At 67.8% G+C, this 20,044-nt stretch carries 13 protein-coding genes; 2 read left to right on the top strand and 11 right to left on the bottom strand.

Annotated elements, in window-relative coordinates; genetic code table 11:
* Positions 1 to 58: 58 nt before the first annotated feature.
* The 11 genes from addA to OSH07_RS00665 form a co-directional block, all read right to left on the bottom strand.
* Positions 59 to 3,568, bottom strand: coding sequence for a double-strand break repair helicase AddA (gene addA, locus OSH07_RS00715; protein WP_266336691.1), 3,510 nt, complete (start codon positions 3,566 to 3,568; stop codon positions 59 to 61).
* A complete protein-coding gene (gene addB, locus OSH07_RS00710; RefSeq protein ID WP_266336690.1) occupies positions 3,565 to 6,684 on the bottom strand; it encodes a double-strand break repair protein AddB in 3,120 nt (1,039 codons plus the stop codon). Before addB ends, addA begins: the two co-directional genes overlap by 4 nt.
* A 6-nt stretch (positions 6,685 to 6,690) precedes the next feature.
* Positions 6,691 to 7,434 (bottom strand): nucleotidyltransferase family protein, encoded by a 744-nt coding sequence (locus OSH07_RS00705; RefSeq protein WP_266336689.1) that lies wholly within the window; start codon positions 7,432 to 7,434, stop codon positions 6,691 to 6,693.
* Positions 7,435 to 7,493: 59 nt separating this feature from the next.
* A complete protein-coding gene (gene tsaE / locus OSH07_RS00700; protein WP_266336688.1) occupies positions 7,494 to 8,993 on the bottom strand; it encodes a tRNA (adenosine(37)-N6)-threonylcarbamoyltransferase complex ATPase subunit type 1 TsaE in 1,500 nt (499 codons plus the stop codon).
* Positions 8,990 to 11,482 (bottom strand): sensor histidine kinase, encoded by a 2,493-nt coding sequence (locus OSH07_RS00695; protein ID WP_266336687.1) that lies wholly within the window; start codon positions 11,480 to 11,482, stop codon positions 8,990 to 8,992. Before OSH07_RS00695 ends, tsaE begins: the two co-directional genes overlap by 4 nt.
* Before the next feature lie 313 nt (positions 11,483 to 11,795).
* Positions 11,796 to 13,199 carry an adenosylhomocysteinase gene (ahcY, locus tag OSH07_RS00690; RefSeq protein ID WP_266336686.1) on the bottom strand — a complete coding sequence of 468 codons (1,404 nt, stop codon included), beginning with the start codon at positions 13,197 to 13,199 and terminating at the stop codon, positions 11,796 to 11,798.
* Between the two features lie 125 nt (positions 13,200 to 13,324).
* Positions 13,325 to 13,615, bottom strand: a complete 291-nt coding sequence (locus OSH07_RS00685; protein WP_266336685.1) for an HPr family phosphocarrier protein — start codon at positions 13,613 to 13,615, stop codon at positions 13,325 to 13,327.
* An 11-nt stretch (positions 13,616 to 13,626) separates the two neighbouring features.
* On the bottom strand, positions 13,627 to 14,028 hold the full coding sequence (locus OSH07_RS00680) for a PTS sugar transporter subunit IIA (protein ID WP_266337347.1): 402 nt from the start codon (positions 14,026 to 14,028) through the stop codon (positions 13,627 to 13,629).
* 171 nt (positions 14,029 to 14,199) lie between these two features.
* Positions 14,200 to 14,649, bottom strand: a complete 450-nt coding sequence (locus tag OSH07_RS00675; protein ID WP_266336684.1) for an HPr kinase/phosphorylase — start codon at positions 14,647 to 14,649, stop codon at positions 14,200 to 14,202.
* The gene (locus OSH07_RS00670) at positions 14,646 to 16,433 is read right to left on the bottom strand and encodes a stimulus-sensing domain-containing protein (protein WP_420909579.1); all 1,788 of its coding nucleotides are present in this window, start codon (positions 16,431 to 16,433) and stop codon (positions 14,646 to 14,648) included. Before OSH07_RS00670 ends, OSH07_RS00675 begins: the two co-directional genes overlap by 4 nt.
* Before the next feature lie 26 nt (positions 16,434 to 16,459).
* Positions 16,460 to 17,164 (bottom strand): response regulator transcription factor, encoded by a 705-nt coding sequence (locus tag OSH07_RS00665; protein ID WP_266336683.1) that lies wholly within the window; start codon positions 17,162 to 17,164, stop codon positions 16,460 to 16,462.
* Between the two features lie 239 nt (positions 17,165 to 17,403).
* Between OSH07_RS00665 and OSH07_RS00660 the strand changes: the two genes are divergently transcribed.
* The gene (locus OSH07_RS00660; RefSeq protein ID WP_266336682.1) at positions 17,404 to 18,135 is read left to right on the top strand and encodes a HugZ family pyridoxamine 5'-phosphate oxidase; all 732 of its coding nucleotides are present in this window, start codon (positions 17,404 to 17,406) and stop codon (positions 18,133 to 18,135) included.
* Positions 18,136 to 18,417: 282 nt separating this feature from the next.
* Positions 18,418 to 20,025, top strand: coding sequence for a phosphoenolpyruvate carboxykinase (locus tag OSH07_RS00655; RefSeq protein WP_266336681.1), 1,608 nt, complete (start codon positions 18,418 to 18,420; stop codon positions 20,023 to 20,025).
* Positions 20,026 to 20,044: the final 19 nt, after the last annotated feature.

Below are 20,044 nucleotides of genomic sequence, written 5' to 3'. Positions count from 1 at the left end.
TGGAGGAGAGTGGTTCTAAGGTAGGAACCCGCCTCTTGCCGGTCAAGGCAATCGGATTTCACCCCGCGGTAATGGCAGCCATGCGACTATCGAGCAACTCCGACGGGATCGCCATCAACAGCGGGATTTCGGTCCAGAGCAGCGCCGTCTCGATCGGCCGGTCGGGATAGAGCGCCGACAGCAGCGCGCGGTAAAGCGCCAGCTGCGCCAGATGCGCCTCCGGCACCTCGGCAAGCTCGCGCGGCGCCGGCCGGTTGGTCTTGTAGTCGACGAGGATGACCCGGTCGGGCAGCACGACAAGCCGGTCGATGCGGCCGGAGACCGACGCCATGCCGCTCCGCGTCTCGATCGTGCCGGCAATCGGCACCTCGGCGCGGCTCTCCGGCCCGAACAGGGCGGAAAAGCTGTCGTCGTCGAGGATCGGCAGGATCCGGTCGAGCAGGCCCTGGCGGGCCGCTTCCGGCCATTCGCGACCGACCACTTCCAGATAGCGCGTCGCCACCGCCGCGCGCTGTTCCGCCGGCTGGTCCGGCAGCGCCTGCAGCAGGCGGTGGATGATCCTTCCACGATCGAGCGCCGTCAGCGCGGCCGGATCGAGCCTTGCATCGAGCGCCGTCACCGGCGGAAAGGCGGGCTCGGCCTCAGCGAAACCGACCGCCGCCGAGGGCGTCAGCCGCTTCGGCTGCGCCGGGGGCGGCGGCGGATTTTCGGCCAGCCAGTCAGGCAGGGCTTCGACGACGCGCTCGCCGGAGCCCGCCACATCGGCGAGCGGCGGAACCGCCTGCCGGCTCCAGTCCTGCCGCCATTCGATCGTCTCGAAACTCTCGCTCGGCAGATCGACCGGTACGGGATGACCGTCAACGCCGAGTGCCTTGCCGACCAGCTCGTGCCAGAGCAGATCGGCGCCGGTATTCGCCTTCACCGTGCCGCAGACAACAAGATGGTCGCGCGCCCGCGTCAGCCCGACATAGAGCAGCCGCCGATATTCCTCGCGCGCCTTGTCGCGGAGCGTGCCGATCGCATCCTCGACAATCTGCGGCTTGCGCGCGCCCGGCGCGATCCAGACCAGCGGCGCGCCATCGGCGGCGTCGGGATCCTCCGCCAGCGCCACGATCTTCGGATCATGGCTCGCATGCACCGGCTTGGAGCCGGTATCGACCAGGAAGACGATATCGGCCTCGAGCCCCTTGGCGCCGTGCACGGTCATGACGCGGATTTCGTCGCGGGCGAGGTCGGCGTCGCGCTTGATCTCGGTCGCCGCCTCGCGCATCCAGCCGACAAAGCCCTGCAGCGACGGCACCGAGGCCTGCTCATGCGCCAGCGCCTGCGCCAGGAACTCGTCCAGCACATCGTCGGCCTCCGGCCCTAGCCGCGCCAGCAACCGCTTGCGACCGCCATCGGGGCCGAGGATGCGGGCGAAGAAGGCGTAGGGGCTCATGAACTCGGCCCGGCTGCGCCAGCCCTTCAGCCGCGCCGAGGCCTCGATCGCGTCGGGATCGGTCGAGCGGTCGAGCGCATACCAGAGCGAACCGCCGCGCGGATGCGCCAGCTCGAAAAGCTGCTCCTCGGAGAGGCCGATCAGCGGGCTCTTCAGCAGAGCGGCGAGCGCGAGATCGTCGCGCGGCTGCAGCAGGATCTCGGCCAGCGCCAGCAGGTCGAGCACGGCGATGTGGCTGGCCAGCGCCAGCCGATCGGCGCCGGCGACCGAAAGCCCCGCCGCCTTCAGCGCGCGGTTGATGGCGTCGGTCTGCGGCCCGCGCTTTCGCGTCAGCACGAGGATGCCGCCCTCGCGGATCGGCTTGCCGGTCGCGGCGATGGTCGCCTTGTCTCGCTTCCAGCCGGCGATCGTCTCGGCGATGCGTTCGGCCAGCCGGACTTCCGGGCTCTTGGCGTCGAGACGGTCGAGCGGGGTGTGCCAGTCGTCCGGCTGCGGCGGCTTGTCGGCCTCGATCGGCGGCCAATAGGTGACGCGACCGGGGTCGAGCCGGCGCGCCGCCGCATGGACCGGGGCCGCCTTCGCCTGCGTCAGGCCCGCATGCGCATCCTCGGGCGCGAAGATCTCATCCACCGCGGCCAGCACATCCGGCGTCGAGCGGAAGGAGAGTTGCAGTTCAAGGTTATGCCAGAGTGCCCTGGCCTCGTCGGCGCGCGCCGAAATCGCCTCGCGCTGGCGGGCGAACCAGGCGGGAACGGCGCCCTGGAACGAATAGATCGACTGCTTCTCGTCGCCGACGGCGAAGAAGGTGCGGATGACGTCGCGCGCGCTCTGGCCGGTAAAAAACTCGCCCGCCAGCCGCTCGATCACCTGCCACTGGCGCGGGCTGGTGTCCTGCGCCTCGTCAACGAGGATATGATCGAGGCCGCGATCGAGCTTGTAGTGCACCCAGGCGGCGGCATCCGAACGCGACAGCAGATTGGCGGTCTTGACGACGAGATCCTGGAAATCGAGCGCGCCGCGCAATTGCTTGGCCCGCTCGTAATCGCCGATCACCGCGTCGCCGAGCGTCAGCAGCGCGCTCGTCACCGCATAGGCCTCGGCCGAGGCGATCCGGTCGAGCAGCATCTCGATGCGGTCGCGCTCGTCGCCGAGCGTTTCCTCCAGGCCGGGCCAGCCATCGCGGATCGCCTTGGCGGCGAGGCCGCTGACCTCGCGCAGCTTGCGGCCATCGCTGGTCATGAGATAGGCGAGCCAAGCGGTCGCCCGCCCTTCCATCGTCTCCGCCGTCAGGATCGGCGCGAGGCGCGCCGCGCTCTTCTTGTCGTTGGCGCCGCTGGCAGCGAGCCGGTCGACCAGTTGGCGAAGCTCGGCATCATCGAACGGGATTTCCGAACCGAGGCGATCGCGCAGACTTTCCGCCGTCTCGCCCGAGCCGAGGCTGAGCGCGCGGCGGAGGTCACGCAGGCCGCTTGCGAGATCGCCGGCGCCGACGATGAACTCGCGCACCGCGTCACGCGACGAGACGATCGCCGCCAGCGCCGCCTCGATGCCCTGGTCGCTCGCCGCTTCCAGCACCCGCGCGAACGCTCGGCCCTGCGCGGTGTCAGCCTCCAGCGACGCGCGCGCGATGACCCGGCGCTGCGCATCGGCGATCAGGATCGAGGCGCCGCGATCATCCAGCACCTCGAAGCTGCCGGCGACATTGGCCTCGAACGGGAACTGGTGCAGCAGCCTTTCGCAGAAGGCATGGATGGTCTGGATCTTCAGCCCGCCCGGCGTTTCGAGCGCACGGGCGAACAGCCGACGGGCGCTGACGAGATGGGCGGGTAGCGCCGGCACGCCCTGGTAGTCGGCCAGGATCGCCGAGAGCTCGGCATCGGCCATCGTCGTCCAGCCGGCGAGGATCTCGAACACGCGGCTCGACATCTCGGCCGCGGCCGCCTTGGTGAAGGTCAGGCAGAGGATGGAGGCCGGATCGGCGCCGTTCAGCAGCAGGCGGATCACCCGCCGCGCCAGCACATAGGTCTTGCCGGAGCCGGCATTGGCGGAAACCCAGGCCGAGGCCTCGGGATCGGTCGCCCGTGCCTGCGTATCCTTCGTCTTCGCGTCAACCGAGATCACGCCGCTCATTCGCCGCCCTCCTCGCCGTCGCCGAGCGACCATTCGCGGATGCGGGCGAGATGATCATAGGGGCTCTCGAAGCGGGTCTCGAACATCGGCCGCGCCCGCGAGACATAGGCGCGCTTCGGGTCGTCGAAGGCCGAGATCAGCGCATGCAGGCGTTCCTTGGCCTCGTCGCCCAGCTCGTCCGCCGTCTTGTCCTTGGTGACGGCCGAGGAGAAGGGATCGCCCTTGCCGACCTTGCCGAGGCCGAGCCAGCCGAGCACGGACACCGATACGCCGGCGTCGACCTCGCGAAAGCCGCCGCCGCGCGCCATCGCCACTTCCAGCGCCAGCTGTGGCGCGAGGCCGGTCGAGAGCTGCTTGGCGCTCGGCGGCGAGCCGGTCTTGAAATCGAGGATCTCCAGCGAGCCATCGAGCCGGACATCGACGCGGTCGGCGCGGCCGGTGAGTTTGAATTCGCCGGCCGGCGTCTGGAAGGCCCAGGCGCCGCCGATCTCGGCAAGGCGCCGCGCGACCGAGCTTCGGCCCGCCTCCCAGCCGATGAACCATTCGGCAATCGCCAAGAAGCGCGGCCACCACAGCGCATAGACGGCCGGGAACGGCTCGATCCGCGCGAAGACACGGCGGCCGACGACGATCAGCGCCGTCAACGCCGTGGCGTCAAACGGGCCCTCCCATTCCTGGACGAAATCGCCCAGAGCATCATGGATCAGCGTGCCGCGCAGCGCCACGTCCGGCACGACGCCGATCGGGTCGAGCGGATCGAGCTTCAGGATACGGCGCGCATAGATCGCATAGGGATCGCGGATCAGAGTCTCGATCTCGGTGACCGAAAGCCGGCGTGGGCGCGCCTCCAGCGGAGGCAAAGGCTCGGGACGGCGCACCGGGACCGGCCGCGCCGTGCGGTCGAGCGCACGGGCCCAGTCGAGATAGCGCAGGCCGCGGAGGCCAAGCGCCTTCGCCTCGCTCTTGCCGAGGCGGGCGAGCAGGCGCTGCAGCCAGCGCGCGGCGACCGTCGGCGTGCCGCCCCGGCGCTCGGCGCGGGTGACGACTACTTTGCCGGCTGACAAGGCGCTGGTGAAGTCATGCGCCGACTGGCCGAGCTTGCGCTCCGGCGCCTCCAGACCGAGTTCCGCCCGCATCGAGCGCGACAGCCAAGGGTCGGTGCGCGTCTCGGACGGCCAGACGCCCTCGTCGAGCCCCCCGAGCACCATCAGGTCGACGATCTGCAGCCGCGCTTCGAGCGTGCCCCAGATGAACAGGCGCGGATCGGAGCCCGGCCGCGCCGGCACGCCGACGCCGGCCATGGTCGCGTCGAGGAAGCCCGGATATTCGTAGCCGGCCATGTCGAGCGCCTCGGCGTCGTCGCTCATCAGCCCCGCGAGCAGCGTCGCCAGCGCCTGGCCGGATTCATCGGCCCAGAGGACGTCGTCGCTGCCATCCTCGCGCGCCGCGACGAGCTTGAGCGCGGCGACCAGCGCCGCCGTCATCGCCTTGGCGTCGGAGGCATTGACGCCATCCATGAGTCGGCTAAGCGGCTCGATCGCCTCGGCCATGCGGCCGGCGAGATCGCGCGCGGCCTGCCATTCCGTTGGCGCCAGACGCTTGACCGCCTGCGGCGCGTAGCGGCCCTTCGGCAGGTCTTCCTCGGCCTGGTCCAGCGCCTCGACCAGCCCCTCGACGCCATCGGCGAGCAGCTGGCCGCGGAACAGCACCAGGTCGAGAATGTCGATCGCGGCGCGACAGGCGGCGCGCCCAAGGCCGAAGGAGGCGAGCGGATGCTTGGCCAGCGCCAGCAGGTCGAGCGGCGCGCCATTCGATCTTGCCGCCGCCACCAGCAGGCGCGCCAGCGTGCCGGGCGAAGACGTCATCAGCGGCCGTCCGGCGGAATCATCGACCGAGAGGCCGAAGCGTCCGAGTTCGATGGCGACGCGGCCGGCAAGGCGGCGATCCGGCGTCACCAGCGCTGCCGTCCGGCCCGGCTCGCGGATCGCCTCGCGCATGGCGAGCGCGATCGCGACGGCCTCTTCCTGCTCGGTGCGGGCGACGACCAGCGCGACATCGCCGATCGCCGACGCCGCGACGGGCGGCGCCGTGGCCCAGTCCTCGGTCGTCTCGGCCGGCCGCATCGCCTCCGAGATCAGGCGGACGCGCTCGGCCATCTCCGGCGTCATCGCGCCAAGCGACACAATCTCGTCGCGCTCGACGCCGATCGTCTCGATCAGCTGCTTCAGGCCATATTGCGGATGGCCGGGCGCCGAGCGGGTCGGCGCCGCGAGCCCGCCGATCGCCATCCAGCCATTGGCGTCGAGCTCGGTATCGATGCCGGGCATGACGACGGCGCCGTTCGGCAGATGGGCGATGACCGACAGCAGCTCGGCGACGGCGGGGATCGAGCCCGTCGAGCCGGCGGCGATGACGAGGCCGCGCGGCGGCGAGGCGGCGAGACGCGCGGCGGCGGCGCGGAGCAGGTGGTCGCGCCGGACCGAAGGATCGGCGAGGCCGCGCTCGTTGAGGAAGGCCGGCCAGTGCACGCCGACGATGCGCAGGAAATCGAGCGAGATCTGCCAGTAACGGGCAAGGTCCTCGGGGACCAGCGTCTCCAGCTTCTCCCAGGCAATGCCCGTCGTCTCGATGTCGTCGATCAGCCGGGCGAGGTCGCCGGCAAGATGGAACGCGTCGGCGGCGGAGGCCGGCACCAGCACGCGGTCGTCCTCGGAGAGAGACAGCAGTTCGCGCCGCACCGCCCGCCCCCAGGCGAGCGTCAGGCGCGTCAGCACCAGCAGGCGGTCGAGCCTCGAGATCGCTTCGGGCAGGACGAGGCGGCCATCCGGATCGTCGGCGGCGGCCTCGAGGATCTGGTCCTCCTCGTCGACATCGCCGATCGGCCGGATCGCCGGCAGGATGGCGGCGCGGCCGCCGAGCCGTTCCAGGATTTCGGCATGCAGCGAGCGCGCGGCGCGGCGCGTCGGCACGAGGATGGTGATATCGGCGAGCGCCAGCGGATCCTTAGCCGGATTCGGAATGGCTCCGAAGCGGCCGGAGAACAGCGCATCGACGAGGGTCGGCAGGAAGGGCGTGCCCGGCGGGATCGTGAAGACGCGCGGGTTCGACCTCGTCATCGTGCCTCAGGCTGCGCTTTCGGAAACCGACATCTCGGCCTCGCGGATCGCTTCCGGCGTGCCGACATGCAGCCAGGTGCCGTCCATGCGGATGCCGAACAGGCGGTCCCTGGCGATGGCGCGGTCGAACAGCACATTCAACGAGAACGAGCCTTCCGGCGCATCGGCGAAGAAGCGCGGCGACAGGATGGCGGTGCCGGAATAGACGAAGGCGGCAACCGTGCGCTCGACGCGGCGGGAAAGCCGGCCGTCCTTGTCCATGATGAAATCGCCGAGGCCGGGATAGCCGATCGCGGTCACCGTCGGCGCCAGCATCAGGAGCGCGTCCATCTTGCTGTCGTCCCAGGCGCGGGCGAGCCAGTCGAGATTGGGGCGCGGCCCCTCCAGCCAGAACGAATCCGAATTCATCACGTAGAACGGCTCGTCGCCGAGTAGCGGCAGCGCCTTGGTGATGCCGCCGCCGGTCTCGAGCAGCGCGCCGCGCTCGTCCGAGACGATGACCTTCGGCGCCGTGCGCTTCCTGACGTGGGTTTCGACGAGATCGGCGAGGTAGTGGACATTGACCACCGCCTCCTCGACGCCGGCGTGGGCGAGGCGATCGAGCGCATGGTCGATCAGCGAGCGGCCGGCGATCTCGATCAGGGGTTTGGGAACCGTTGCCGTGACGGGCCGCATGCGCTTGCCGATCCCGGCGGCGAGCACCATGGCGCGCTTCGGATGGATCGGCGTGTTGAGATGGGAGGTCGGCATATCGGTCTCGGACAATTCCGTTGTTCTTGGCTCTGGCTTCGGCCGCCTCGAAGGCGCCGTCAGTCGTCGAGCGGCAGGTATCGTTCATACCAGAGTGCCAGACCGGAAAGAACCGGATGGCGCAGACACCGCCGCAGATAGCCCCTTACACGGGGAATGTGACGAAGATATTGGGGCTTGCCCGCCGCCGCCGCCAGGCGGGCAAATCCGCCCAGCACCTTGGTCGCACGCTGCGCCCCGGAAATCGCATAGGCCTCGCGGAAGGCGGCCTCGTCGAAGGTCCCGAGCGCTCGCCGCGCCGCCACATAACGATCGGCGAGCAGATGCTCCAGCGCCGGCTCGACCGAAACGCGGACGTCCTGCAGAAGCGAGGCGACGTCATAGGCCGAGGCGCCGATCATCGCATCCTGATGGTCGAGAATGCCGATCCGCCGCAATCCCTCGCGCTCCGACAGCCAGAGCAGGTTGGGCGAGTGGAAATCGCGCAGCAGCCAGCTCTTCTCGGCCGCGTCGAACCGCTCGAACAGCTCGCACCAGACCGCGACGAAGGCCATCTCCGCCTCGTCGGACAGCGGCTCGCCATTGACATAGGGCGCGTACCAGCGCGGCAGCAGGTCGACCTCGATCGCCAGCGCCCCCTCGTCAAAGGGCGGAATGCGATGGATCGTGCCGTCCGGCAGCGGCAGATCGACGGGACGCGGCACCGCATGCAGCGCCGCGAGCACATCGATGGCGACGCCATAGCGCCCGGGATCCGGCGCGCCGCCGGTCAGCACGCCCTCGCTGCCCAGATCCTCGACAAGCAGCAGCCCGGCCGGCATGTCGGCGGCCAGGATCGCCGGCGCCGAGAGGCCGGCGGCGCGCAGGCCGTCGCTCATCGCCACGAAGGGGCGGACATTGGTGGCACGATGGGCGAGGTCATCATAGGTGCGGCCATCGCGCACCGCCGGGCCCGGCCGCTCCGGCGCGTCCATCACCACGGCGCGACGGCCATCCGGCGTCTCCACCCGCTCATAGGCGCGCGTCGACGCATCGCCCTGCAAATGCCGGCGGATGGCATCCGCCATGCCGGCGGCAGCAAGGAAGGCGCGGATCGCCAGCGTGCGCCGCAGCCGCTTCAGCCAGCCGGCATCGCCCGAAAGCGTCGCCACGCGGCCGGCGCCATGGATCTCAAGCGCGATCTCGAGCCGGTTGGCCGGCAGGCTTTCCTCGGCCCGCTCCGGCCATTCGACCAGCACGACGCCCTCGCTCACAGCCTCGTCGAAGCCGATCTCCTCCAGCTCGTCGGCGGAGCCGAGGCGATAGAGATCGAAATGAGCGATCGGCAGGCGGGTATCGTAGGTCTGGACGATGGTGAAGGTCGGGCTCGGTACCTCGAGCTCGGAATTGCCCGCGACGGCACGGATCAGCGCGCGGGCGAAGCTGGTCTTGCCGGCGCCGAGATCGCCGCGCAGCGCGATGACGTCGCCGATGGCGAGCTTGGCCGCGACGTCCTCGGCGAGACGGATGGTGGCCGCCTCGTCGGGCAGCTCAACCCGGATCGGATCCAGCGGGCTCATTCAGCGGCAACAGCGAGCTCGGTCGGCCGGATCGGCAGATGCACGCTGACCTCCGTGCCGCGACCTTCCTCGGAGCGGATGCTGACCGTGCCGCCATGCAGCTCGACGAAGCTCTTGACGATGGCGAGGCCGAGGCCGGCACCGCCGCGCGCCGAGCCAGCGGCGCGGCTCTCGAAGCGATCGAACACCGAGGCGAGGAATTCCGGCGCAATGCCCGGGCCCTGGTCTTCGACGCTGAAGACGATCGCCTCGGCGGTGCGGCTGGCGCTGAGCACGACCGAGCTGCCGAGCGAGGAGAAGCCGACGGCGTTCGAAAGCAGGTTGTAAAGGATCTGGCGGACGCGCTTCTCGTCGGCGATGAAGCTGCCGATGCCGGCGGGGATCCGCGTCTGCAACAGCAGCTGCGATTCCTGCAGCCGGTCGCGCACGCCCTCGATCGCCGCAGCGACCGTGCGCTCGATATCGACCTCGCCCAGTTCGAGCGCAATGATGCCGGCGTCGACGGTCGCGAGGTCGAGAATGTCATTGACGATCGCGAGCAGCGCGCCGCTCGAGGACAGGATGTAGCCGGTATATTCCTGCTGCTTCTCGGTCAGCGGCCCGATCGAGACGTCCGAAAGCAGCTGGGTGAAGCCGATGATGTTGGTGAGCGGCGAGCGCAGCTCATAGGACACATGCTGGATGAAGGCGTTCTTCAGCCCGTCGGCGGCTTCCAGCGCCTCGTTGCGGTCGGTCAGGGCGCGCTCGACCTGCACCGTATCGCTGACGTCCATGAAGGTGACCATGGTCTGCCCCCCGGGCAGCGGCACGGTCGCATAATCGACGACGCGGCCATCGGAGCGCTCCATGCGCCCGGACGTCGGGGCGCGGCCCTCGTCGAGACCCGCGACCGAGGCGGTGAAGCGCGTCCAGGCGGCCGGCGCGTCATGGAGGCGGCGGCAGGCGCGCTCGACCTCGCTGATATGGGGATGGCCGGCCAGGAAGGCCGGATCGAGCCGCCAGATCCGCGCGAAGGCGGGATTGTCGAGCCGCAGGCGTCCATCCGAGCCGAACACCGCGACGCCTTCGGCCAGATGGTCGAGCGTCTCTCCCTGCACGCGCGACAGCGCGTTGTAGCGGCTCTCCAGCTCCAGCTGCTCGGTGACGTTCTCGTAGATCCAGGTGATGCCGCCCTGCGGATGCGGATTGGCGAGGACGCGCAGCGTCTGGCCGTCCGGCAGGTGCCACCAATGCTCGCGCGCATCGAGCGACTGGTAGGCGGTGAGCAGGTCGTTGCGCCAGCTCTTGAAGTCCGCCTGTTCGGGCAGGCGGCGGCTGGCGCGCATCCGGTCGAGCACGGCGCTCTCGTCGGGCTGGCTGTCGAGGAAACCGGCCTCGAGGCCGAACAGCGAGCGGAAGGCGGCGTTATAGGAACGCAGCCGGCGATCGGAGCCGAACACGGCAACGGCGGTGGCCAGCTGGTCGAGCGTCCGGGCATGGAACTCGACCAGCCGCTTCATCTGGTTCTGCACGGTCTCGAGTTCGGTCGCGTCGATGGCGATGCCGGCGCTGCCGGTGCCGGAGACAACGTCGACGACGTCGAAGATGCGCCGGGCGCCGGCGACGATGGCCGGCAGGCGGCGCTCCGAAACCGGCTGGCCATCGTGACCGGAACCGATCGCCTCACGGCCGGCGGTATCGAGGAATTCGAGATTGCGCGTGACGGCGTCGACCGGGTCGCGCGCCTCGACGGCGCGGGCAAACGCATTGTTGACCCAGGACAGCTTGCCATCCCTGCCACGGATCCAGGCCGGCATCGAGGTCGCCTGGAACAGCGCCCGCATCGCCTCGACGTCCTCGGTCAGGCGATGGTGGCGCGCCTCCAGCTCGGCCAGCGCCAGCCGGTCGCCCGAGAGATCGCGGAAACGCACCACGGCGCGGCCGCCGGCGGTCCGGCCGACCGCCTCGACGAAGCTGCCATTGCCAGTCTCGAGCGTGATCGCGAAGATCTCGCCGCGCTTGCGCAGGGTTGCGATCGCCGTATCGAGCGAGCTCGCGGCCATCGGCTCGAGCCAGGCGCCAAAGGCGAGGAAGGCGGAGCGATCTTCCGGCGCGCCGCAGGATTTCGGCAGGCGCCCCATCACCAGCGGCGGCTCGCCGGGAGCGCTCCAGGCGACCAGACGCTGGTCCTCGGCATCGACCAGCGCCTCGGCGCGATCGGCGCCGGCCTTGAAGTCCGCCAGGCGAAGCTTCAGCGCGGCATTCTCGGCTTCCGCCCGGTTGCGCGCTCGCATCAGCGCCATGGCGCCGAGGACGGAGAAGGCGACGACTCCCAGCAGCGCGCTCGTCAGGGCGGTGTTGCCGGCATTCAGCGTCGCGGCGACCGGCCCGGCGGCGAGCGCTTCGCCGGCGGACAGGGCAAGACCGGTCAGGGAGGTGGCGGCGAGCAGGGTCTGGCGCAGATGTGGCCGGACGAGGCTCCAGCGGCGTGCACCGCGAGTTCCATCCATATTCCTGCGATGCCAGAGCATGCGGCAGGGCCCTTCCGCCGTCAGAGTAATGTATCGACCCGTCCCGGCGCCGACTACGAACTCCGGCTCTCATGCGAATCATCCCCAATGTAGCGGCAGGGGGAATCCGGTGTGAAGCCGATGACGACGAGAAAAAGGCCATGCGGTGGATCCGCATGGCCCTGGATTGTCAGATGATCGTGGTTAACCGCCAGTTAAGGCGATGGACACTCAAAATATAGCGCTCATGCCTCTCTCGAACCACGATGGGTAGCGCTCGACTGCGACGGATCGTCAGCGCCGGATTATTCGGTCAGTAACGATAGTGGTCCGGCTTGAACGGACCGGCCGGAGAAACGCCGATATAGGCCGACTGCTTCTCGTTCAGCATCGTCAGCTTGACGCCGATCTTGGCGAGATGCAGCGCCGCCACCTTCTCGTCGAGGTGCTTCGGCAGCGTGTAGACCTTCTTCTCGTACTGGCCCGGCTTGGTCCAGAGTTCGATCTGCGCCAGCGTCTGGTTAGTGAAGGACGCCGACATCACGAAGCTCGGATGGCCGGTGGCGTTGCCGAGATTGACCAGTCGGCCTTCCGACAGAAGGATGATGCGCTTGCCGTCGGCGAACTCGACCTCGTCGACCTGCGGCTTCACATTGTTCCACTTCAGATTGCGCAGCGCCGAAATCTGAATCTCGCTGTCGAAGTGGCCGATGTTGCAGACGATGGCGCGATCCTTCATGGCGCGCATATGGTCGATCGTGATGACGTCGACATTGCCGGTGGCGGTGACGAAGATGTCGGCGCGCGGGGCGGCGTCGTCCATCGTCGTGACCTCATAGCCTTCCATCGCCGCCTGCAGGGCGCAGATCGGGTCGACTTCGGAGACGAGCACGCGGCAGCCGGCCTGGCGCAGCGAAGCGGCCGAACCCTTGCCGACGTCGCCGAAGCCGGCGACCATCGCGACCTTGCCCGACATCATGACGTCGGTGCCACGGCGGATGCCGTCGACGAGCGATTCACGGCAGCCATAGAGGTTGTCGAACTTCGACTTGGTGACGGAGTCGTTGACGTTGATCGCCGGGAAGAGCAGCGTGCCCTTCTTCTGCATCTCGTAGAGGCGATGCACGCCGGTCGTGGTCTCCTCGGTGACGCCCTTGATCGAGCGGGCGATCTCACCGTACCAGCCGGGCTTGGTAGCGAGGCGCTTTTTGATCGCGGCGAAGAGGACTTCCTCTTCCTCGTTCTCAGCCTTGTCGAGGAAGGCGGTGTCGCCGCCCTCGGCGCGCAGGCCGAGATGGACCAGCACGGTGGCGTCGCCGCCGTCGTCGAGGATCATGTTGGGAACGCCGCCATCCGCCCATTCGAAGATGCGGTGGGTGTATTCCCAGTAGTCCTCGAGGCTCTCGCCCTTGATGGCGAAGACCGGGACGCCGGACTTGGCGATCGCCGCGGCGGCGTGGTCCTGCGTCGAATAGATGTTGCACGAAGCCCAGCGGATGTCGGCGCCGAGCGCCTTCAGCGTCTCGATCAGCACGCCGGTCTGGATCGTCATGTGCAGCGAGCCGGCGATCCGGGCGCCCTTCAACGGCTGCGACGGGCCGAATTCGGCGCGCACGCTCATCAGGCCGGGCATTTCCGTCTCGGCGATGGCGAGTTCCTTGCGGCCCCAATCGGCGAGACCGATATCCTTGATCGCGTAGTCGTTGGCGGCAACCATCTTGGCTATCTCCATGCGTTGCGTTTGTCGCGCTTATAGCGGAGACGACGCCGGGCAGCAATCAGGATATAAAGATGTCTTTATGTGGCGCAGCAATGCGCCGTTCGCCGAGCCGGAGGGAGGGGTTATTCCTCTTCGCCGAAGCGATCGGCCACCAGCGCCGCGATGGCGTCGAGGGCGGCTTCCGCATCCGGCCCCTCAGCGGCGACGCGGATGGACGAGCCAATGCCGGCGGCCAGCATCATCAGGCCCATGATCGAGGTGCCGCCGACCGTATTCTGATCCTTGGACACGGTGATCGACGCCTCGAAGGCGTCGGCGCACTGGACGAACTTGGCGGAAGCGCGGGCATGCAGTCCCTTGCGGTTGACGATCGGCAGGTCGCGATAGAGCTCGGTCGTGTCGATGTCGGTCATGCTACGCAACCCTAATGCCCGGCCAGAACCTGACTGGCTACATTGATGTATTTGCGGCCGGCTTCCTGGGCGCCGGCCACCGCGTCGGCGAGCGGCTTTTCGATGCGCACGCTCGCCAGCTTGATCAGCATCGGCAGGTTGACGCCGGCGATCACCTCGACGCGGCCCGCTTCCATGACCGAGATCGCCAGGTTGGACGGGGTGCCGCCAAACATATCGGTCAGAAGAATGACGCCGCTGCCATCGTCGACGCTGAGCACGGCCTCCAGAATGTCCTGACGGCGACGCTCCATGTCGTCTTCCGGACCGATCGCGATCGTCTCGATCTGCGTCTGGCGACCAACCACGTGCTCCAAAGCCGCCCGAAATTCGGTCGCGAGCTGGCCGTGGGTTACAAGGACGAGCCCGATCATGCCCTTCGAATACCTGCTTTTCTCAGTTCGAGCCCCGAAGGGACCCTGGAAAACGTCGAGACCGCTTTGTTCCGGCGGCCGGTCATGATCGGCCATGGCGCCGCATCTTGACCGAACCCTACCGCAACGCAAGAAAAAAGCGGGGCGCTCTCCATACGAACAAGAACGATACTAGACAATCGCCGAACGGAACGCCAATGCGGCCCGGACGCGGATCCAGCCATCCGCCTGCCCCTGCGGAAGGGCCAGCCGGCGAAGGTCGACGCCGAGGATCGAAACCGTCCGATCCGCCGCCTCGGGCATACGCGGACAGCACTCGGGCGCTTCGAAATCGACGACAAGTTCGATCGGAACCGGCGACAAATACGGCACAGTTACAAGGCCCTGGCCGCGAATCTCCAGAAGCCCGGCGAGAATTTCCGGTACGCCGGCGAAGAGTCGCCCGTCCGAGACGGAGAGGATGACGCGGTCGTCGGCGACCAGCCGGCCTGCCTGGCGGTCGGCCATCAGCAGGGCGAGAAGCAGCGACGATTTTCCACACCCGGAAGGCCCGCGGATCAGCACGCCGGCGCCGTCGACGAGGACGGCGCTGGCATGAACCGTGGCCGGAGCCGCCGTCACGAGTCGGCCGCGGGAAGGCGGACGGTGAAGCGCGCGCCGACGATTTCGGCCCGATCCGCCTTGCTCGACTTGCCCCTGGAACGGTTCTCGGCCCAGATCCGGCCGCGATGCGCCTCGACGATCTGCTTGGAGATCGACAGGCCGAGGCCGGAATTCTGACCGAACGCCTCCTGCTCGGGACGATCCGTATAGAAGCGCTCGAAGATCCGGTCGATCTGCTCCGCCCGGATGCCCGGCCCGTCATCGTCGATGACGACGTCGACGAAGCTGCCATTGCGGCGCACCTGCACGCGCACGGCGCCATCCTGGCGGCAGAACGAGCGGGCATTGTCGATGAGATTGGTGAAGACCTGCGCCAGGCGGCTGTCATGGCCGAGCACGATGAAGGCGTCGGTCTCCTCCGCCTCGGCGATCTCGATCAGGATGCGCGGCCCCTCGGGGGGCGTGGTGTCGCGCGCCATCGAGACGACCGCCTCGACTACGCCGGCGACGTCGATCGGCGTCGCGTCCTGGCGCGCCAGCTCGGCATCGAGACGCGAGGCGTCGGAGATGTCGCTGATGAGGCGGTCGAGCCGGCGGACGTCATGCTGGATGATGTCGTTCAGCCGCTTCTTGGACGCCGCCGTCTTGGCGAGCGGCAGCGTCTCGACGGCGCTGCGGAGCGAGGTGAGCGGGTTCTTCAGTTCATGGCTGACATCGGCGGCGAAGCTCTCGATCGCCTCGATGCGATTGAACAGCGCGCCCGTCATCTCGCGCAGCGCCACCGACAGATGGCCGATCTCGTCGCGGCGGTTGGAGAAATCGGGGATCTGCGGCCGCGCCGTGACGCCGCGGCGGACACGGTCGGCGGCGTCGGCGAGCCGGCGCAGCGGCGCCGCGATGGTGCTCGCGAGCAGGATCGACAGCAGCACGACGACGCCGGCCGAGACGAGGAAGACGCGCACGATCGCCATGCGCTCGGCATGGACGATCTGGTCGATGTCGCCGCCCTGTGTCGAAAGCAACAGCACGCCAAGCACGGAGCGATAGCGCTGGATCGGCACGGCGACCGAGACGATCAGCTCGCCACGGTCGGTGATGCGCACGATCGAGGACGGGCCGCCGTCGAGCGCCGTCGCGACCTCGGGATAGCCGCGGCCGTTGGAGCCGCCGAGCTCCTGGTAGATCGGCAGGTCGTCGCGCTGCAGATGGACGTTGAACCATTGCCAGATGCGATCGAACAGCGCCGGCTCCTCGTCCGCCGGCGGCAGATCGAAGCGCAGGATCTGGCCGCGCGAATAGAGATGGCGCGAATCGACGACGAGGCTACCGTCGCGGTCATAGATGCGGGCGCGGGTGCGTGTCGGTGAAATCAGCCGGCGCAGCACCGGCGCGACGCGCTCCGGATTGATCGGGAAATCGAGCCCCTCGATCGAATTCTCGCCCGGCACCAGGCTTTCGCCCGCCTGCAACTCCAGCAGCTTGTCGGGATCGATCGTCAGGTTGTTGGTCTCGACCGTGGCCGAGGCGGCAATGGCACCGGCGATGATCTCGCCCTGCGTCAGCAGGCTCTCCAGCCGCGCGTCGATCAGGCCGGCGCGAAACTGGTTCAGGTAGAGAATGCCGGAGACGAGAACGATCAGCGCGGCCAGATTGAGGATGATGATCCGGCGCGTCAGGCTCGAGAAGGCATGCGGGCCGATCGAGCGCATCATGCGGCCGAAAGAACGGCGCATCATGCGCATGCGAAAGCGCCAGGGGCGCCTGCGCGTCGCTACCGTCGGCTCCTCAATACTGATCGTCATGCCTCTTTGCGCAGCCCGACTTCGCGTCAGGCCTCCTTGAAGCGATAACCGACGCCATAGAGCGTCTCGATCATGTCGAAGTCGTCATCGACGACCTTGAACTTCTTGCGCAGCCGCTTGATGTGGCTGTCGATGGTGCGGTCGTCGACATAGACCTGATCGTCATAGGCCGCGTCCATCAGGGCATTGCGGCTCTTGACGACGCCGGGCCGCTGCGCGAGCGCGTAGAGGATCAGGAATTCGGTGACCGTCAGCGTCACGGGCTGACCATTCCAGGTGCAGGTGTGGCGCTCCTGGTCCATCGACAGCGCACCGCGATCAAGATTGCGGGCGGCGTCCGGCACCTTGGCCGGGACGACGGCCTCGCGCGGCTGGAAGCGGCGCAGCACCGCCTTGACCCGCTCGACCAGCAGGCGCTGCGAGAACGGCTTCTTGATGAAATCGTCGGCGCCCATCTTGAGGCCGAACAACTCGTCGATCTCGTCATCCTTCGAGGTCAGGAAGATGACCGGCAGGTCGGTGCGCTGGCGCAGGCGGCGGAGCAGCTCCATCCCGTCCATGCGCGGCATCTTGATATCGAGAATGGCGAGGTCCGGAAGCGACTGCTGGAAGCCGTCAAGGGCGGAGGCGCCGTCGGTGTAGGTCTGGACCCGATAGCCCTCGGACTCCAATGCGATCGACACGGAGGCGAGGATGTTTCGATCGTCGTCGACCAGAGCGATCGTCGGCATAGATAGGCTTCTCCCGAAATCTGCCCCGGATGGGCGTTTGACCGGCCTGAAGGCAAGCGGATGTCACGTCACGCCGGCCCCCGCCTAAACGTCGCAGGAATACGCGGAAAATATGGCGTGCAGCCTACCGGATTTAAACCCTCGGCGCCAATCGCCCGGAAAACCGCCATCGAATGAGAGACATAGAAAGTTGAAGGTGTTAATCAGCTTTCGAGGCAGCTAGTCCCAAGGAAAGCAATATGTCCGAGAATTCTCCGTTCGATCCGGTCGAAACCGGCCGCGCCGTGATCCGCAGCACGATCGCCGGCAGCCTGGCGACGCTGGACGAGGCCGGCAATCCCTTCGCCACCCTGGTCACCATGGCGACGACGGTCGACCTGCGGCCGGTCCTGAGCCTTTCCGACCTCGCCGTACACACGCAGAACCTGAAGCGCGATCCGCGCGCCTCGCTCCTGCTCGTGGCGCCGGGCGGCGAAACCGGCAATCCGCTCGCCGGGGCCCGCATTACCCTGGTCGGCACGATCGAGCGCGTCGACGACGAGCATGCCGCCTGGCGCTACGGCCTGCGTCAGGGCAAGGCGGCCCGCGCCTCCGCCCTGCCCGGCTTCCACCACTACGTGATGAACGTCACCAACTCGCACCTCGTCGCCGGCTTCGGCAACATCGCGCAGATCGCGGGCAAGGATCTTCTTCCCGATTACTCGGACAGCAAGGATCTACTCGACGGCGAGAAGATGGTCGTCGAGCACATGAACGATGATCATGCCGACGCCATTGCGCTCTACGCCATCAAGCTGCTCAATCAGCCGGGCGGCGCCTGGCGCATCACCGGCTGCGACCCGGAAGGCATCGACATTGCTACGAGCACCTTGCGCGCGCGGCTGCCTTTTCCTACCCGCGCCACCACGGTCGGCGAGGCCGGCGGCTATCTGAAGTCCTTCGCAAAACAGGCGAGATCGCTGGAACAATAGTGTCATTTTACGAACAAATAGAATATTCTGTTTGTTCGGATGTCAAATAATTGGTTTCCGGCCATCGGTTGCTTTGGGACCAGTCGATTAAATCGTTTTAATGCGATCACGATAACTGGACCCATGCAGTTTTTGTTGCAGTTGCGAAATCCGATCCTCTAGGTTCTGGCCTGCCGGCAGCGTTGTCGCCGGCAGAGCCGGTGCCGTCCGCTGATGCGGCGCACCATTCCCGGAGCGAGGCCTCGCGAAGGTGCGCGTGCCTCTCAGAGCGGAGACGACCCTGTGACCGAGAACGGCATTCGCAATCCTGCCCATGGCGCCGAGCAGTTCGGCCTGAAGTGGCTGGCCGGTCTCTATTGGAACTATGGGGCGCCGGCTCTCTATGAGGAATCGCTGCGCCGCGGCGAAGCCGTGGTGTCGATCGACGGCGCGCTGACCGTCGAGACCGGCGTGCATACCGGCCGCTCGCCGCAGGACAAGTTCGTCGTCCGCGACACGCTGACCGAGAATGCGGTCTGGTGGGACAACAACAAACCGATGTCCCCGGCGCATTTCGAGACGCTTTACGCCGACATGCTGGCGCACGCCTCCGGCCGCGAGCTGTTCGCGCAGGACCTGCAGGGCGGCGCCGACCCGGCCGAAGCGGTCGCGGTTCGCGTCTTCACCGAGAAGGCATGGCACTCGCTCTTCATCCGCAACCTGCTGATCCGTCCGGAGGCGGCCGCGCTGAAGAGCTTCGTGCCGAAGCTCACCATCCTCGACCTGCCGAGCTTCAAGGCCAATCCGGAACGGCATGGCTGCCGGACAGAGACCGTCATCGCCTGCGATTTCACCCGCGGCATCGTGCTGATCGGCGGCACCTCCTATGCCGGCGAGATGAAGAAGGCCGTCTTCACCTACCTGAACTTCACCCTGCCGCCGAAAGGCGTCATGCCGATGCACTGCTCGGCCAATGTCGGCCCGGACGGTGATGCCGCGGTGTTCTTCGGTCTCTCCGGCACCGGCAAGACGACACTCTCCGCCGACCCCGCCCGCACGCTGATCGGCGATGACGAGCATGGCTGGGGCGCGGACGGCATCTTCAACTTCGAGGGCGGCTGCTACGCCAAGACGATCAAGCTCTCGGCCGAGGCCGAGCCGGAGATCTTCGCCACCACCAAGCGCTTCGGCACGGTGCTGGAGAATGTCGCCATCGATCCTGCGACCCGCGAGATCGACTTCAACGACGCCTCGAAGACCGAGAACACCCGCGCCGCCTATCCGCTGCACTTCATCCCGAATGCGAGCGAGAGCGGCCGGGCCGGCCACCCGAAGACGATCGTCATGCTGACCGCCGACGCCTTCGGCGTGATGCCGCCGATCGCCAAGCTGACGCCCGAGCAGGCGATGTACCACTTCCTCTCCGGCTACACCGCCAAGGTCGCCGGCACGGAGAAGGGCGTGACCGAGCCGCAGGCGACATTCTCGACCTGCTTCGGCGCGCCGTTCATGCCGCGCCATCCGGCCGAGTACGGCAACCTGCTCAGGAGCCTGATCGCCGAGCACGGCGTGTCGTGCTGGCTGGTCAACACCGGCTGGACCGGCGGCGCCTACGGCACCGGCCGCCGCATGCCGATCAAGGCGACCCGCACACTGCTCACCGCGGCGCTGAACGGCTCGCTGGACGGCGGCCGCTTCTATACCGACCGCACCTTCGGCTTCCAGGTGCCGACCGACGTCGCCGGCGTCGAGCCGCACATCTTGCATCCGCGCAAGACCTGGCAGGACAAGGCCGGCTACGACGCGCAGGCGGCGAAGCTGGTCGGCATGTTCCTGAAGAACTTCGAGAAGTTCGAGAACCATGTCGACGCCTCGGTGACGGCCGCCGCTCCGGGCACGATGGTCGCCTGACCGGCCCCGATCGCTGCGC

This window comes from Kaistia nematophila, assembly GCF_026343855.1.
Classification (GTDB): domain Bacteria; phylum Pseudomonadota; class Alphaproteobacteria; order Rhizobiales; family Kaistiaceae; genus Kaistia; species Kaistia nematophila.
The sequence above is the reverse complement of the archived record's forward strand: the minus strand, read 5'-3'. Positions and strand labels throughout refer to the sequence as shown.

Excerpts from the sequence above, each read along its gene's own strand:
- OSH07_RS00705 (WP_266336689.1), bottom strand. The coding sequence starts at position 7,434 with ATGCCGACCTCCCATCTCAACACGCCGATCCATCCGAAGCGCGCCATG.
- tsaE (WP_266336688.1), bottom strand. The coding sequence starts at position 8,993 with ATGAGCCCGCTGGATCCGATCCGGGTTGAGCTGCCCGACGAGGCGGCC.
- OSH07_RS00660 (WP_266336682.1), top strand. The coding sequence starts at position 17,404 with ATGTCCGAGAATTCTCCGTTCGATCCGGTCGAAACCGGCCGCGCCGTG.
- OSH07_RS00685 (WP_266336685.1), bottom strand. The coding sequence starts at position 13,615 with ATGACCGACATCGACACGACCGAGCTCTATCGCGACCTGCCGATCGTC.
- ahcY (WP_266336686.1), bottom strand. The coding sequence starts at position 13,199 with ATGGTTGCCGCCAACGACTACGCGATCAAGGATATCGGTCTCGCCGAT.
- OSH07_RS00680 (WP_266337347.1), bottom strand. The coding sequence starts at position 14,028 with ATGATCGGGCTCGTCCTTGTAACCCACGGCCAGCTCGCGACCGAATTT.
- addA (WP_266336691.1), bottom strand. The coding sequence starts at position 3,568 with ATGAGCGGCGTGATCTCGGTTGACGCGAAGACGAAGGATACGCAGGCA.
- OSH07_RS00695 (WP_266336687.1), bottom strand. The coding sequence starts at position 11,482 with ATGGATGGAACTCGCGGTGCACGCCGCTGGAGCCTCGTCCGGCCACAT.
- addB (WP_266336690.1), bottom strand. The coding sequence starts at position 6,684 with ATGACGAGGTCGAACCCGCGCGTCTTCACGATCCCGCCGGGCACGCCC.
- OSH07_RS00670 (WP_420909579.1), bottom strand. The coding sequence starts at position 16,433 with ATGACGATCAGTATTGAGGAGCCGACGGTAGCGACGCGCAGGCGCCCC.
- OSH07_RS00665 (WP_266336683.1), bottom strand. The coding sequence starts at position 17,164 with ATGCCGACGATCGCTCTGGTCGACGACGATCGAAACATCCTCGCCTCC.